This is a genomic window from Thalassolituus sp. (assembly GCF_984348125.1).
In genome coordinates this window covers 41369-57616 of record NZ_CFHJLR010000019.1, presented here as the reverse complement: position 1 = coordinate 57616, position 16248 = coordinate 41369, and the positions used below count along the sequence as shown (strand labels likewise).

The 16248-nt window shown below is 52.9% G+C and carries 14 protein-coding genes and 1 tRNA gene; 11 read left to right on the top strand and 4 right to left on the bottom strand.

What is annotated here, in order from left to right:
- The first annotated feature begins 340 nt into the window (after positions 1–340).
- Entirely contained in the window at positions 341–1954 is a 1614-nt protein-coding gene (traF, locus tag AC5E51_RS13165; RefSeq protein ID WP_068441617.1) for a conjugal transfer protein TraF, read from the top strand.
- Between the two features lie 69 nt (positions 1955–2023).
- Positions 2024–3253 carry a multifunctional CCA addition/repair protein gene (locus AC5E51_RS13160; protein WP_068441614.1) on the top strand — a complete coding sequence of 410 codons (1230 nt, stop codon included), beginning with the start codon at positions 2024–2026 and terminating at the stop codon, positions 3251–3253.
- Here the strand turns inward: AC5E51_RS13160 and folK are convergent.
- Genes folK through tsaD form a run of 3 tightly spaced genes read right to left on the bottom strand, consistent with a single transcriptional unit; the run spans position 3222 to position 5150 of the window.
- Positions 3222–3749, bottom strand: coding sequence for a 2-amino-4-hydroxy-6-hydroxymethyldihydropteridine diphosphokinase (folK, locus tag AC5E51_RS13155; RefSeq protein ID WP_068441611.1), 528 nt, complete (start codon positions 3747–3749; stop codon positions 3222–3224). The two genes, AC5E51_RS13160 and folK, sit on opposite strands and share 32 nt — an antisense overlap.
- Positions 3749–4102 (bottom strand): dihydroneopterin aldolase, encoded by a 354-nt coding sequence (folB, locus tag AC5E51_RS13150; protein WP_068437521.1) that lies wholly within the window; start codon positions 4100–4102, stop codon positions 3749–3751. The genes folK and folB overlap by 1 nt, the downstream gene beginning before the upstream one ends.
- 10 nt (positions 4103–4112) lie before the next feature.
- Positions 4113–5150: a tRNA (adenosine(37)-N6)-threonylcarbamoyltransferase complex transferase subunit TsaD gene (gene tsaD / locus AC5E51_RS13145; protein ID WP_297531118.1), complete on the bottom strand. Its 1038-nt coding sequence runs from the start codon at positions 5148–5150 to the stop codon at positions 4113–4115.
- A 242-nt stretch (positions 5151–5392) separates the two neighbouring features.
- Between tsaD and rpsU the strand changes: the two genes are divergently transcribed.
- The 5 genes from rpsU to AC5E51_RS13120 all read left to right on the top strand — a co-directional run bounded on the left by rpsU (position 5393) and on the right by AC5E51_RS13120 (position 10529).
- Complete coding sequence (rpsU, locus tag AC5E51_RS13140; RefSeq protein ID WP_068441605.1) at positions 5393–5608, top strand: 30S ribosomal protein S21; 216 nt, start codon at positions 5393–5395, stop codon at positions 5606–5608.
- A 29-nt stretch (positions 5609–5637) separates the two neighbouring features.
- Positions 5638–6078: a GatB/YqeY domain-containing protein gene (locus AC5E51_RS13135; RefSeq protein ID WP_068441602.1), complete on the top strand. Its 441-nt coding sequence runs from the start codon at positions 5638–5640 to the stop codon at positions 6076–6078.
- A 108-nt stretch (positions 6079–6186) separates the two neighbouring features.
- Positions 6187–8022 (top strand): DNA primase, encoded by a 1836-nt coding sequence (gene dnaG / locus AC5E51_RS13130; RefSeq protein ID WP_301387191.1) that lies wholly within the window; start codon positions 6187–6189, stop codon positions 8020–8022.
- Positions 8023–8210: 188 nt separating this feature from the next.
- The gene (rpoD, locus tag AC5E51_RS13125; protein ID WP_297531114.1) at positions 8211–10025 is read left to right on the top strand and encodes an RNA polymerase sigma factor RpoD; all 1815 of its coding nucleotides are present in this window, start codon (positions 8211–8213) and stop codon (positions 10023–10025) included.
- 427 nt (positions 10026–10452) lie between these two features.
- A tRNA-Ile gene (locus AC5E51_RS13120) sits at positions 10453–10529 on the top strand.
- 437 nt (positions 10530–10966) lie between these two features.
- Here AC5E51_RS13120 and AC5E51_RS13115 read toward each other — a convergent pair.
- Positions 10967–12274, bottom strand: a complete 1308-nt coding sequence (locus tag AC5E51_RS13115) for an MFS transporter (RefSeq protein WP_301378687.1) — start codon at positions 12272–12274, stop codon at positions 10967–10969.
- Between the two features lie 95 nt (positions 12275–12369).
- Between AC5E51_RS13115 and AC5E51_RS13110 the strand changes: the two genes are divergently transcribed.
- The 4 genes from AC5E51_RS13110 to AC5E51_RS13095 are packed head-to-tail and all read left to right on the top strand — an operon-like array spanning position 12370 to position 16239.
- Entirely contained in the window at positions 12370–12753 is a 384-nt protein-coding gene (locus AC5E51_RS13110; protein ID WP_286716653.1) for a BlaI/MecI/CopY family transcriptional regulator, read from the top strand.
- Entirely contained in the window at positions 12750–13706 is a 957-nt protein-coding gene (locus AC5E51_RS13105) for a M56 family metallopeptidase (RefSeq protein ID WP_301378689.1), read from the top strand. The genes AC5E51_RS13110 and AC5E51_RS13105 overlap by 4 nt, the downstream gene beginning before the upstream one ends.
- A gap of 10 nt (positions 13707–13716) precedes the next feature.
- Positions 13717–14991, top strand: coding sequence for a TolC family protein (locus tag AC5E51_RS13100; protein WP_068436977.1), 1275 nt, complete (start codon positions 13717–13719; stop codon positions 14989–14991).
- A 9-nt stretch (positions 14992–15000) separates the two neighbouring features.
- Entirely contained in the window at positions 15001–16239 is a 1239-nt protein-coding gene (locus tag AC5E51_RS13095; protein ID WP_301378692.1) for an efflux RND transporter periplasmic adaptor subunit, read from the top strand.
- Positions 16240–16248 lie beyond the last annotated feature (9 nt).

The following is a 16248-nucleotide window of genomic DNA, read 5'->3' as shown; positions in this document are numbered from 1 at the left end:
ACTCGGAGTCAGGCTTTTTCATTTGCTGTCCCAAAACTGTGGGACAGCAGTGGCATCAAGTGCGGCCCTTTGAGAATAATCCATTAACAGTCAATCATTCTCCGGCCCCACTATTGTCACAACGGGCAATACGACACACGCGCACGACCATTCGCAGCGCTGCTGGCGCCGCGAACATCTTCGCTGAGAAATGTGTCAGTTGTGAAAACACAGAGTGATTCCGAAAAATTAAATTGCTGTTACGAAAGATTACGCACGACTTTTACGATTCGCAACCGATTTCTGAAATTGCATCTAGTATTAATTGCATCCGTACTCACGTATTCCTGAGGATGCTCACATGTTAAAACGCTCTCTTCTAGGCAGTGCTGTGCTGCTCGCCAGCAGCTACGCCACAGCCACCCCTTTTATGCCGATGGATGCTCGTGGTCTGGCCATGGGTAATACCGGTGTTGCCAGTGCTAAATTAGCGCACGCTCCCGCCTACAACCCATCGCTGCTATCGCAGGCTGAAAGCAGCGATGACTTTGCTCTGATTTTTCCGCAGATCGGGGTCAACCTGGCAGACGAGGCAGGCCTCAAGGATGAAGCAACCCGACTCGATGATGACATCATTCCACGCATTGACGCCGCCTTCGAAGAACGCGGCGCCGGCGATCCGGTGAACTTTAACAAAGCCGTTGAAAATATGACCGCTGCTGCAGAACAGCTGGGTCTTCAGATTGATTCGATGGACGATGTTGATGGTCGTACCAATGCACAAAAAGCCGCTGACTTGCGCACTGACAATCAGGCGTTTGGTGACAGTATTTCGGCAACGAACACCGAGCTTCAGGAAGTTGAGTCTGCCACTGATGACATGATCGACAGCTTACGTACTATCTCCGGTGACCCTCTACGCGGGCGCCTGGGTATTGGTGGCGCGGTCGCGATTCCGGGTAAAAAACTGGCAGCGGCTGTCAGCTTTAAGGCCGACGTTAACGCCTCAGCTCGCATTCTGTTCAGTGGCAATGACGCCAACCTGCTGGGTGCCTATGTGCCTGCTGCATCCGGTTATCTCGATGCTTCCAACGGCATTACTGACAGTGTTGACACCCTGGCCGACCAGGTTGAAGGCGGCACCGCAACTACTGCAGATCTGAATAACACAAAGAGTGCAGTTGATGAGGTAAACACCTATACCTCCGACCCAGTTCAGACTGCTGGCGGCAATATCAGTATTTTTGAAAACGGTGAAATCTCGAATGCGGCATCCGACCCATCATTTGATTCACAGTATCAGATCGTTGCCATCGGCATTGCCGAAGTGGGCCTTAGCCTGTCTCGTGAGTTTGTGATCGCCGACAAGCCTGTGGCCATTGGTATTACACCTAAGCTGCAACAGGTAGCAACTTACCACTACGTTGGTCAGGTGGACGAAGAAGACAACGCACCTGACGTTGAACTCGAAGATTCTGAGCGCACTTCTAACCACATCAACCTGGATATCGGTACCTCCTTCTACGTTGATCCACAGGAACGCCTGCGTGTCGGCATCGTTATTCAGGATCTGATCAGCAAAGATTTCGAATACGCTGAAGTTGCTGTAGATGGCGATGCGGACGGCGAAGTCGCCGCCGGTGGTAAAGTAAGCCTGAAACCGAAACTGCGCGCCGGTGTTGCCTATACCCGTGACTGGTACAACCTTGCCGCAGACCTCGACCTGACTGAGAACGAAGCTCTGGCATTTGAAGATCCAACACAGTACCTGTCAGTCGGTGGCGAAGTCGATCTGGCGGGCTGGGCTCAACTGCGTGCCGGTTTACGAACTAACCTCGCCGGTGAAAGCAATGTTGTTTCACTGGGCGCGGGTGTATCACCTTTCGGTGTTCACTTTGACCTGGCAGCAATGATGGATATTTCTGATCCAGAAAAAGAACTGGGCCTGGCTCTGGAAACTGGTTTCTACTTCTAACGCCAGCGACATCCCGGTACACTCAAAGGCCATCCTATCCGATGGCCTTTTTTATTTTCTGAGTACCTTATGCAGACCTATCTTGTTGGCGGCGCAGTCCGCGATCATCTTCTCAATCGCCCGGTAAAAGACAACGACTGGGTGGTGGTTGGTGCAACACCCGAAGAAATGATCAGCAAGGGTTACGAACAGGTTGGCGCCGATTTTCCGGTATTTCTGCATCCTGATACGAAAGAAGAATACGCACTCGCACGCACTGAACGGAAAAGCGGAAAAGGTTATCAGGGTTTTGTCTGTGACTTTTCATCCGCGGTGACACTCGAAGAAGACTTACTGCGCCGCGACCTGACCATCAATGCCATGGCCCAGGACAGCGACGGCAAAATCATCGACCCTTATAACGGCCAGACAGACCTGCAGAACCGGATACTGCGTCATGTTTCTCCTGCCTTTCAGGAAGACCCTCTACGCGTACTACGTGTCGCACGCTTTGCGGCTCGCTTCGCTGGTCTGGGCTTTCGTATTGCCGACGAAACCATGGACCTGATGAAGCAAATGGTCGTTGGCAACGAACTTGATCATCTGGTGGCTGAACGGGTCTGGACTGAAACTCAGCGATCACTGGGCGAAAACAGCCCTGATACATATTTCCGTGTACTGCGCGAATGCGGTGCACTGAAGGTATGGTTTGAAGAGCTCGATGCTCTTTTTGGGGTTCCCCAACCTGAGAAGCATCATCCGGAAATTGATACCGGTGAGCATGCGCTACTCTGCTTACAAGCCGCACAGAAACTCAGCGACTCGACGGCTGTGCGCTGGGCTGCGCTGATTCATGACCTGGGTAAAGGCCGCACACCAGAAAGCGAATGGCCGCGCCATTTTGGACATGAGAAAAAAGGACTGTCGCCCGTCAAGCAACTCTGCAATCGCCTGAAAGCTCCGAACGACGCTAAAACATTGGCACTGCTAAGCAGCGAGTTTCATACGCATGTTCACCGCGCCTTCGAGTTGCGACCAGACACTCTGCTGAAATTATTCGATCAGGTCGATGCCTGGCGTCGGCCCGAACGATTTGAGGATTTTTTATTGGTCTGTATTGCTGACGCGCGCGGCAGAACCGGGCTGGAAGAGTGCGATTACCCGCAAGCAGAATATTGCCGTAATGCTCTCAAAGAAGCCCTGACAATAACGGCGCAGGATATTATTGCGACGGGCATACAAGGGGCGGAAATTCGTCCGGCTCTGGCCAAAGCTCGTGCAGACCACCTTAAAGGCTGGAAGTCGACTCTGTCGATTTAACGTCAGCCAGCGTCGCTCCCTCAACAACCACTTTTTCGAGTGGCTGATCACTCACGTGTGACCAGTAATCTTTTAGTGGTGTCTTATTTTTCGGGCAGAGTCCGGTTGGCCATAAATCCAATAATGGGCGCAGTACAAACGCGTAACGCCAGACATCAATGCGCGGAAGCGATATACCATCGATATCGCCACTCAGCTCGTCTACCACCAAAATATCGATATCCAATGCACGGTCTGAATATTTCTTGGCGTCGGGCTGTCGTCCGAATTCTGTTTCAATGGCTTTTAATCGGGTATTTAATTCCGCCACCGTACAATCGGTATGCGCTTCTACCACCAGATTAATAAAAGCCGGGCCACTGAAGCCGACAGCCTCAGAACGATAGCAGGGAGAGACAGCAACGATATTAACGTCATCGGCCAGACGCTTCAGGCCCAGGGGAATATTCTGCTCGGGCGACAGGTTAGCTCCAACCCCTAAAAACACATGCGCCATCAGCTGATACCACGCTCGATAACCAGCCCCACAGCACGTGCCTGTGGCACCACCGCAGGCTTCTCTACACGAATACTTAACCACGGCATGCCAAATTCCTGCAGCAAACCATCGGCCAGACGTTCAAGCAAGGATTCCAATAACTGAAAGTGCTGCTCTCGTACAAAGCGTTCGATATATTCTGTCACCGCCTGGTAGTCCAGCGCGTGCATTAAATCATCGGTCTGAGCAGCCACCCGAATATCCCAGGCCATCTCAAGATCAAATACCAATGGCTGACGTACCTGTTTTTCCCAGTCGTACACACCAATCACAGCGTCGACCTTTAATTCGCTGATAAAGACTTTATCCATAACCAGCTCCTTAATTACCTGACGCCAGAGGTTTAAGTTCTGTCATTGGCCAACGCGGGACACACGACACAGCGATATCCGATACTTCCCCCGCATTCAGACGCTGAGCACCGGCGTACGCAATCATGGCGCCGTTGTCTGTACAGAGTGCAGGCCGTGGATAGTACACGCGCCCTTTCAGCTGCTCAGCAGTCACCTTTAACTGTTCACGCAACATGCGGTTTGCACCAACACCGCCAGCGATAATCAGGCGATTCACACCGGTCTGCTTCATTGCGCGCTTACACTTAATAGCCAGAGTGTCGACCACTGCGGCCTGAAAGCCCGCGGCGATGTCTTTTTTATCCTGCTCAGCAAGAACACCATCAACTGCGCAGTTAAGGATGGTCGTACGGGTAAAGGTTTTCAGGCCACTGAAACTGAAATCCAGACCCGGGCGGTCTGTCATTGGGCGCGGAAAACTGAAACGGCCTGCATCACCCTCATCGGCCAGCTTACTCAGGGCCGGTCCACCCGGATACGGCAGCCCCATCATCTTAGCGGCTTTATCAAAGGCTTCACCGGCCGCGTCATCGAGCGATTCACCCAACAACTCGTACTCACCAATCCCTTCTACTTTAACGAGCTGAGTGTGGCCACCGGAAACCAGCAGAGCAATAAAAGGAAACTCGGGGACGTCGTCTTCTAACATGGGCGCGAGCAGGTGACCTTCCATATGATGAACACCTACGGCTGGAATACCCAGAGACCAGGCCAGAGAACGCCCCAGACAGGCACCGACAAGCAGCGCACCTACCAGACCCGGTCCACTGGTGTACGCTATGCCTTCCAGATCCTGCAGGGTATGCCCGGCCTCTTCCATGACCTCACGAATCAATGGCAGACCTTTTCTTACGTGGTCACGGGAAGCGAGTTCAGGAACAACACCACCGTACTCAGCATGGACAGCGATCTGTGAATACACTCTGTGCGCCAACAGCCCGCGTTCGGTGTCATACAACGCGACTCCGGTCTCATCACAGGAGGTTTCTAACCCCAATACCAGCATAACTAACCTCTGTTCCGCTCTCTGAAGGCTCAGGCAGACTGCCTGTTCCGACCCTAAACCGCGCATGATACTGCTACCTAACAACACACGCCACTCGCGCGCCACTCACTCATCATGACGCTCTCAGAATCGACAGTAAAAACCCCTTTGCATTCCTCAGGCAAAGTCTATAGAATGCCCGCCCTCTGACTGGGACTACTGTGTCCCCACTATACCGAATTGACAAACATGTAGGTGATTGGATGCCAGCTGTAAAAGTTAAAGAAAACGAGCCGTTTGACGTTGCACTGCGTCGCTTCAAGCGTTCATGTGAAAAAGCAGGCGTACTGTCTGAAGTACGTCGTCGTGAGCACTACGAGAAGCCAACCTGGGTTCGTAAGCGTAAAGCCGCTGCTGCTGTTAAGCGCCACCTGAAGAAGGTTCAGCGCGAACAGCGCAAGATGACTCGCCTGTACTGATACACGCGACATCTGTTGAGGACTGACACATGAGCCTGACCGCAACCGTTAAAGATGCTGTGAAAGCAGCAATGCGTGCGAAAGAAAAAGAGCGCCTCAGCGCACTTCGTCTGATCACCGCAGAATTTAAAAAGGTTGAAGTCGACGAGCGCATCGAAGTTGATGACGCACGAGCTTTACAGATTCTCGACAAAATGTGTAAGCAACGCCGCGACAGCATCAAGCAGTATCAGGATGCTGGTCGTGACGAGCTGGCCGCTGTTGAACAGGCAGAAATCGATGTTATCAGCGAATTTCTGCCAGAAGCGATCAGTGATGAAGAGCTGTCCCAGATGGTCTCAGATGCAATTGCACAGTCCGGTGCTGCAGGCATGCAGGACATGGGTAAAGTGATGGGCATCCTCAAACCCAAAGTGCAGGGCCGTGCCGACATGGGCAAGGTCAGCCAGATGGTGAAGTCCCAGTTCTGATTCATCGCACACGCGTTGATACAGCAAAGCGCCAATAGCCCATGCTACTGGCGCTTTTCGCGTTTCTGAAGATAATAACTTTGAGACTGATTGCGGATACACACCCGAATGGCCGGCCGGATACCCCAGAGCTTTATTGATGAACTTCTCGCCCGCGTCGATGTTATCGACGTGGTCGACAGTCGTGTGAAGCTGAAAAAGACCGGCAAGAACTACTCCGCCTGCTGCCCTTTCCACAACGAAAACACACCCTCGTTCACGGTCAGCCCAGACAAGCAGTTTTATTATTGCTTCGGCTGTGGTGCTTCCGGGACAGCTTTGCGTTTCGTTATGGAATTCGATGGCCTGAGTTTTCCAGATGCTGTTGAAAAACTCGCCGACCAGATGAACATGGCCGTGCCCCGTGAAGCTGCCAGCCAGCGGGAAGTCCAGCAGGAGCAAGAACACCAGTCACTGTTTAAGCGGATGGAAGCTGCCAGCCAGTTTTTTGAGCGACAGCTGCGCGAACATGATAAGCGCGACCGAGCCATTCAATACCTGAAAGGCCGTGGTCTTTCAGGTAAGGCTGCTAAGTTTTTTGGTATCGGCTATGCCCCACCCGGCTGGGATAATCTGCAGGAAGCCCTGGGCACAGACAAAACTGCGGTACGTGAATTAGTCACCAGCGGTATGCTGATTGAAAAAGACGACGGTCGCACGTACGACCGCTTCCGTGATCGTATTATGTTCCCGATCCGGGATGCCCGCGGACGCTACATTGCCTTTGGTGGACGCGTATTAGGTGACGAAAAACCGAAATACCTGAACTCTCCAGAAACGCCGATCTTCCAGAAAAACCGCGAACTTTATGGTCTCTACGAAGCGCGAAAAATACGTCAGAAACTGACTCGTTTCGTGATCGTTGAAGGCTATATGGACGTCGTTGCATTGGCCGAGTTCGGCATTCACTACGCCGTCGCGACACTGGGCACGGCTACCAGCGAGCATCACCTGCGCCGGCTGTTTAAGATCGTCCCTGAAGTTATCTTCTGTTTTGACGGCGACGACGCGGGGCGCACCGCTGCAGCGCGTGCCATGGAAACAGCCCTGCCCGTTCTCAGCGACGGCGTCCAGGCAAGGTTCCTGTTCCTTCCCGATGGTGAAGACCCGGATACCCTGGTCAGGCAGGAAGGGCGGGATGGCTTTGAGAAACGTCTCAATGAGTCTCTGCACCTCCCTGAGTTTCTGTTCGAGCAGCTCAAGCAACAAGTCGATTTTGATACTTTAGATGGCAAGGCCCGCCTCGACAAAATGGCGGCGCCACTGATCGGCAAACTTCCAAAAGGCACACTGAGAAGCCTGATGGAAAAACGTCTTGAAGACATGATAGGGACACGCAGCGCTGCGATGGCCGCGGTGAATGAAACCGCCCCGGAGCCAGAACCCGAGATTGACGACGGCGTCTCCATGCCAGACATCATTACTGAGCCGGTTCCGCCAAGTCATGCACCAGATACCGAAGACCCTCTCGCGCCTATGGTGCACAGAGCGATTTCCAGTCTGGTGCGATTTCCAGGGCTGGCACAGGAGCTGAGCATTCCCGAGACCGAAGCCGAAACTGAATACGAGCGGTTGTTGTTTGAAATCCTCAAGCGGTTACACCAGTCTCCACAGCAGGAAAGCATTGGTCTGTTGATTCAATGGATAGGCAGCCCCTACGAACCTGAACTGAAAGCGCTCGCAGATCACCCGGAAAGCGACCAGATACGCCCGGTTGCTGCCGACGTAAGAGTGGTGCTTGAACGGATGACGGCCCGCAAAGACGACCGCGCCCTTGAAGAACTTGAGGCTAAATTTCACCGTGGCGAAAAGCTGACCCCGGAAGAACGATCTCAACTGCACGAACTCAAGAAACAGCGGAAACAAAGAAACCACAAACGCACGGGTATATATCATCGTCACTGACTTGAAAATTACCCGCTTCAACCCAAACTTACCAACTACGCAGTCACCCCGCTCCGGTCCGCCAGCCACGGGGGAACAATCTCTGCCAAGTCTGGCCTAAACAGTCGTCTAATCACTGGCTTAAGCAGAGGTTAAGCGGTATAATTCGCGGTTTTCTTCCGCCTTAAAATTCGGAACACAGGGCTTCTATGTCGACCAGTACGCAACAATCCCGTCTCAAAGAACTTATCGCCAAAGGTAAAGAGCAGGGTTACCTCACCTATGCACAGGTGAATGACCACCTGCCAGACGATATTGCAAACCCGGATCAGGTTGAAGATATCATCCGTATGATTAATGACATCGGTATTCCTGTGTCAGAAGTTGCCCCGGATGGCGAGTCCCTGTTCATGTCTGAGACAGCCGACGACGCTGCTGCCGAAGAAGCTGCCGCTGCTCTGGCATCTGTTGAATCCGATGTGGGCCGCACAACTGACCCAGTGCGCATGTACATGCGTGAAATGGGTACCGTTGAACTTCTGACCCGTGAAGGCGAAATCGTTATCGCCAAACGCATCGAAGAAGGCATCCGCGAAGTGATGTCTGCACTGGCGTATTTCCCAGGTGCGGTACAGCGCATCATGACGGCCTTCCAAGAAGCCGAAGAAGACCCGAACCGCGTTGGAGATATTTTCAGTGGTTTCATCGACCCGACACCAGACGGTGAGATCACCCCTCCTGGCCCATCTGCAGCTCAGAAAGAAGAAGCTAAAGAAGACAGCGATGATGACGATGATTCTGAAGAAGACAGCGGCATCGACATGGCTGAAGTGGTACGCCGCTTCACCGAAATCAACGACGCTAATATCGCTGTAAACAAAGCCATCGAGAAGCATGGCCGTGCCAGCAAGCAAGCAGAAAAAGCGATTGCTGCTCTGGCTGAACTGTTCGCACCGATCAAGCTGACGCCTAAACACTTCGACGTACTCGTCAGCGATGCGCGTGCAGCACTGGATGCCATCCGTGCTCAGGAACGTCAGATCATGGTTCTTATGACCCGCAAAAGCGGCATGAACCGCAAAGAATTCATCGGTGGATTCCCAGGTAACGAAGTCAACAACGAATGGGTTGAAGAGCTGATTGCAGCCGGCAAACCTTATTCAGACAAACTCGACACCTACAAGCTCGAAATCTTCCGTTGTCAGAAGAAGATCAAAGCTGTCGCCGATAGCGTCGGCCTGAGCATTCCGGAAATTAAAGAAGTTAACCGTCGCGTTTCTATCGGTGAAGCACGTGCCCGCCGCGCTAAGAAAGAAATGGTAGAAGCTAACCTGCGTCTGGTTATCTCGATCGCTAAAAAGTACACCAACCGTGGCCTGCAGTTCCTTGATCTGATTCAGGAAGGCAACATCGGTCTGATGAAAGCCGTAGATAAGTTCGAATACCGCCGTGGTTATAAGTTCTCGACCTACGCCACCTGGTGGATTCGTCAGGCGATTACGCGTTCGATTGCAGACCAGGCACGCACCATACGTATTCCGGTTCACATGATTGAAACCATCAACAAACTGAACCGTATTTCCCGTCAGATGCTTCAGGAAATGGGCCGTGAGCCGACGCCTGAAGAACTGGCAGAACGTATGGAAATGCCAGAAGACAAAATCCGTAAAGTCCTGAAGATCGCTAAAGAGCCGATCTCCATGGAAACGCCAATCGGTGACGATGAAGATTCACACCTCGGTGACTTCATTGAAGACACCCAGTCTTCATCGCCACTGGATACAGCCACCAACGACGGCCTCACAGAAGCCACCCGTTCAGTGCTGTCTGGCCTGACCGCTCGTGAGTCAAAAGTACTGCGTATGCGCTTTGGTATCGACATGAACACTGACCACACCCTTGAGGAAGTGGGTAAGCAGTTCGACGTTACCCGTGAGCGTATCCGTCAGATCGAAGCTAAAGCACTGCGTAAGCTTCGTCACCCGACTCGCTCAGAGCACCTGCGTAGCTTTATCGACGAGTAAGGTAAACCTACTCTGCGATCAGAATAACCCGGCCAATGCCGGGTTATTTTTTGCTCAAATTTCCAGAAAAATCAAAGCACTGGCACTCATCAGTAATGGTGCTTATAATGCTGCGCTAGTCATATCAGATGACTGATCTACATGAGCACCGCACCGAGCTCAATGTAGGTGGGGGATCACACCCCCAAGCGGTTAACATACCGCTGTCTTTGTAGGAGGGGATCTTATCCCCGACACGCTCTGCAAGTGCTGACAAGACGTACCGGTTTGGGCCGGAACAACGCAGTCAAAGCGATGCAGACGAAGTATTTACGAGCCCTGCGAGTGCTGACAAGGCGTACCGCAGATTATCGAAGGAGTGTAGCGAGCCTACATGACTGAGATAATCGAGGAACAACGCAGTCAAAGCGATGCAGGCGAAGTAAATGGGCCTTTAGCTCAGTTGGTTAGAGCATCCGACTCATAATCGGCAGGTCCCCAGTTCAAGTCTGGGAAGGCCCACCATTTTTACTTCTTTATACCCTCTGCTCATCATCGTTAGTCCCCACAGGGGCGCCTGCCGGTTAACTCTGGGAAGGCCCACCATTTTTACTTCGACACCTCCGAGGATGCGAGCATCCGACTCCACTCTTTAGCTCCACAGGTCCCCAGTTCAAGTCTGGGAAGGCCCACCATTTTTACTTCGACTCCCTTAAGGATGCTAGCATCCGACTCAACTCTTTAGCTCCACAGGCCCCTGCCGCAAGTCTGGGAAGGCACACCATTTTACTTCCTAAGTGCCTCTACTCATCATCGTTAGTCCCCACAGGAACGCCTGCTGCAGGAACGCCTGCCGGTTAAGGTCGGGGAAGGCCCAGTTTTTTGGGAGGGTTTCATCATCAGGTATAAATCTGAGATCCTGAAAAATTGTATGATCCTGAACTTTACAATATTTATGATAATTACCTCGGCCACTTCGAATGCAGTGAATCTATAACATACAGGTGGCCGTGCTCCTCTCCATAGCCAAATGCCTCCAGATGCTCATGACCAGCTTCAAGATCATCGTGCCTGTGCGATATCGCACTATTTTCATTTACCGGCCAAAGTTTAGACGCCAATGCCAAGCCGATAACGGAAAGCCCGGCCAATAATAAAAACGCCGAATTCACATCCAGCACGGTTAATAGCCAGCCAGCGAACGGATAGGCCATCATCCAGCCTGCGTGGGAGAGTGAAAAATGTGCTGCGAACAGCGCTGGCCGGTCCGCGATACTGGCTGAACGAACCAGCACCTTGCTGGTTGGGGTCTGCACCAGAGAGCAACCCGCTCCCAGCACGAACCAGATTATCAGTAAGGTGACATAACCTGTGATCAGTGTGCCGAATAATTGTGCAACAATCATCAACCCAAGACCTGTAAGCATTACTCTGCGCTCGGTGACTTTCTCCAAAAGTGTCGGTAATTTCAGTGCCGTGAGCATGGAGCCAAAGCCGAAAGCGGCCAGGGCAAATGCGGTTTGCTGGCCACTCAGAGCAAAATTCCCCTGCACCAGAACCACGGTGTTAACGAACACCATGGCGCCCCCAAGGGCGGTGGTAAAGCTCAGTAACAACAGCCCTCTCAACCGCGGGGTCAGCAGGTAAATACGACCACCTTTAGTAAGTCTATCTGTCCAGGTATTCGCCGCAGAAGCCTGGGCTTTCGGGAGGATAACGGAAAGCACCAGCAGTGCAGATGCCACGAATCCCAGCATGGTGCCGAAAAATAATCCATGCCAGGAGGTAATCAGTAGCAATGCCGCCGCCAGCATGGGACTGATCAGGCTTTCCATGTCATAAGCCAGCCGGGATAAAGACAAGGCCTTGGTGTATTCACGCTCATCCGGCAGCACATCAGGAATCGTTGCCTGAAATAACGGCGTAAATCCGGAGGAACTGCTTTGCAGAACAAAAATAACGACATATATGTGCCAGACCTCGGTGAGGAACGGCAGCGAAAGCGCCGTCAGCGCACGGATAATATCCAGCAGCACCAACACAGGCTTGCGTGGGCGCCCCTGAAACAACGCCGCCAGTAGCGGTGACACAAACACATAGGCCAGCATTTTGATGGTCAGTGCCGTTGCCAGCACAGTGCCTGCATTGCCTCCCGCCAGCTCAAACGCCATCAGACTCAGGGCAACCGTCGCCATGCCTGTGCCCAGCAACGAAATAACCTGCGCCGCAAACAAATGGCGGTACACGCGGTGACGGAGAATGCTCAGCATGGAAACCTCTGCGGTTGACGTTGACTGACAAAAACCGATTGCCGGTCGGTTTTTACTGTGGCAGTGTATGCCTCATCCTGAACGTTGGAAAGACTATGATTCTCGGTGAGTTAGAAAAGCAGGTTCTGAACCATCTTTGGTCAGCGGGTGAAGCTGATGCCAAACAGATCCATGCCGCCTTCAGTGCCGGGCGCAGCAGTTCCCTGAACACCATTCAGAGCACACTGGATCGTTTATACAAAAAGCAGCTGCTCAGCCGAAGTAAACAAGGACATGCCTTTGTCTACCGCACCCGGGTTGATCGGGAAGACCTGATCGCTCAGCTGATCCGTAATATCACCAGCGACCTTGTCAGCCATGACAGCCAGTCGCTGATGGCGGCATTTGTTTCCTTGTCTGCCGATCTGGGCGCCGACGAGCTCGATCGCCTGGAGGCTATGATTCAGAATCACCGTCGCAAGAGCAAACTGCAGCCATGATCAGCGGAAGCTGGGGGTTTATTCTGAACCTGCTGAGTATGGCTGCATTGCTCGGACTGGCCTCAGCTGTCTTTCAGTTATTAACGGCTCCTCTGATTATCCGGGCAAAAAACCGTGTTGACCCGTTGGAGCAAAAATGGCTCATTTTAAGCTGGGCCGTTTTACCCTGGACAATGACTCTGTTGCTGTTTGTTGAGGGCGGAATCGCCTTACCAGACGACCACAACACAGTGCATGGCGCTCTGGGACTTATTCACTGGCACCATGCCGATGAGTTTGTGATCAGCGCCTGGCACAGCTGGTTTCTGAGTGCGGTCGGTTTATGGCTGACGTTGCGTATGGGGCAATTTGCGTATCAGCAATGGCGTGTAAAGCAGCAACTGAAACTTCTGCGTGAGCAGGCAGTGGCGACTTCCGGCTCCACGATCCGCATTTTGCCGACCCGCGACGTTGTCGCCATGGCAGCCGGATATTTCCGCGCTGATATTTACCTGTCGCAAGGTTTGCTCAATCAAACAACGCCAGACCAGCAGGCAATCATCATTGCTCATGAGCAGGCGCATATCCGCCAGTTCGATAACCTGAGTCGCTGGTTATTGATGCTGTTTATTTGCCCACTGCCAGGCTTTGTTCGCACCCCCATTCTGAACTGCTTCACATTAGTGACCGAGCAGCTCGCCGATCGCCGGGTTACCCGCAACGCCGAAGCCGCCGACATCGCAGAAACGCTGGTGAAAATCGCGCGCTTACGCCACCACCTCAACAAGCCAGATCAGGCAGCGTTTGTCGCTGTAGAGCAGCTGCGCGAACGGGTCTGCGAGCTGCTTACCCCATCTCGTCCGTCCGCTCTGAAACTCAGCCTGTTACCACTGGCTATTATGCTTACAGCCACAGCGGTGCTTTCTGCCACCGATGCTTTACACCACTTTTTTGATATTTTCCTCGTCCATTAACGGAGCTGAAATGAAGCTTGTTAACCACGTTATTTCTGCATCCAAAAAACCGATTATCAATCGGTTTTTAATATGCTTGACCCTGTTCATACCCTTCTACGAAAGCGCTTACGCCGAAAATACAGTGAGGCTGTCTGAAGTCGTCGAGCGGGCGTTAAAGGGGCATCCACAGATTGCCATCTGGTCTTATCGGCAGCAGGGCATACAGGCTGAAATAGAAGCGGCTGGAAGCCGGCAACCTGCTCAGCTGGAACTGAGCGTCGAAGATGCATTCGGTACTGACCAGTATGAAGGTACCGATGCCATGCAGACGACCTTGAGTGCCCGCTGGCTGTTAGAAGGTGATCAGATCAGCGCCAGAACAGAACACGCAGCCGCTCAGCAGCGCTTGCTGACAACGAAACAGCGAGTGCAGCTAGCCGATATAACCGCACATACTTCAACACTCTTTATTTCGTTACTCGCCGATCAGGAGCGGCTGCAACTGGCACAGGAAGCGTTAGCCGATGAAAAAGAAATTCTGGCGATCATTCAGCGCCGTGTGAATGCCGGTCGCGCCCAAAATACCGACCTGATACTGGCACGTACCCGTTTGACAGAGCAGGAGTTGGCAGTGGAAGAATTCGGGCACCGGCTGCAGTCGGCGTCACTGCGATTGTCTGCGCAGTGGGGAGCGGCAGAAACCCAGCTTTATGCCGCGGGAAACCTGCTGCTATTTCTGCCGTTGGCAAAAGCCGAAGCTGCCATGAACAAATTGCAGGAAACCCCGTCACTGAACCAGATAAAAGCGGAAGCAGAACTGTTCAGTGCGGAAGGAAAACTCGCGAGTGAAGAAGCGGCAACCCCGTGGTCGGCTGGCGCAGGCCTGCGCCGTTTCGAAAATACAGATGACTATGCCCTGGTCGCCCAGTTCAGCATTCCACTGGGCGCGAATCAGCGCTACGCCGCTCTTCAGCGCTCGGTCAATGTCCGTGAAGAACAGAAGACACTTTCAGCACAGGCGCATTTGCAACAACTGACCATCCAAACCCGCACACTGCTGATGGAACTGGAACACAGCCAGCACGTTATCAATACCCTGACAGAAACCATTCTGCCGACTCTCAATAACGGTCGTCAGCAGGCGCTTAAAGCCTATGAAAACGGGCAGCTGGATTATGTGCAGTGGGATAACACCCGCCAGCAATGGCTGAATGCCCGCAAGCGTTTACTAGACGAAGCGGAAGCACTGCATCAGCAGTGGATTGAATTACAGCGCCTGACCGGCCAGACCATTTATTTCTGAGGCTAAGTTATGACACCCCGTAAAATATTTTCGCACCTGTTACTGGCTTTGCCGTTATTCGCAGGCAGCGCTCTGCCAACACAAATGGTTTATGCCCAGTCGGCGGAAACAGCCGAAGCGGAACCGGAGAAAGGACCTCACCGCGGACGCATGCTGCGCGATGGTGATTTTGCTCTGGAGCTGGCTATTTTCGAAACCGGTGTACCGCCGGAGTTCCGGGTCTGGACCACATTATCCGGCCAGCCAATTGCACCACAGGATGTGCAGCTGAGCGTACGTCTTATTCGTCTTGGCGACGTTGTCGATAATATCGGTTTCCGCGCTGAAGGCGATTACCTGCGTGGCGACATGGAAATTTACGAGCCTCATTCTTTTATTGTCGATATTCAGGTTCAGCATGCTGGCCAGCAATACCAGTGGCGTTACGACAACTTTGAGGGACGTACGAATATTGCCGCGCCGATTGCCGATGCCATGGGAATTACCACCGAAGTCGCGGGGCCTGCCACTCTGCATATTCAGACCCCCGTCTGGGGAAATCTGACGTCAGTGCCGGGTAGTGAACGCAATATCAGCGCGCGTTTTGATGGCGAAATCCGCACCGTACATGTGCGCGAGGGACAGATGGTTGAGGCCGGCAGCGAATTGCTCACCATCGACAGCAACGAGAGCCTGAAAAGCTACAGCGTACGCGCACCAGCCTCTGGCATTGTCAGCCGGATTTATGCCGCTGCCGGAGAACAAAGTGCAGGACGTACTCTGCTGACACTGCAAGACAACCGTACATTGCAGGCTGAACTTGCCGTGTACCCGAAAGACTGGAGTCGTGTAAACGCCGGAGCCCCCGTCACCATCAAGGTACCCGGCACAGAATTGCAGGCTCAGACTGTGCTTAAACATGCGTACCCCTCTGTTCAGTCCGATCAGTCACGTCTATGGCTGGCCACCCTTGATAACGCCGAAGGTTTGTTGGCGGCCGGAATGAAAATCAATGCCCGCATTGAAACCGAAACCCGTGACGTAGCTCTGGCCGTCAAACGCTCTGGCTTACAGGCGTTTCGCGACTTTACAGTGGTCTACGCCAAAGTCGGCGACGAATACGAAGTGCGCATGCTGGAGCTTGGCCAGGCCGCCGGTGAGTGGGTTGAAGTGCTCGGTGGTCTTGAACCCGGCACAGAATACGTCAGCGAAAACAGTTACATCATCAAAGCCGACATCGAGAAGTCCGGCGCGTCACACGACCACTGATACGGGAAA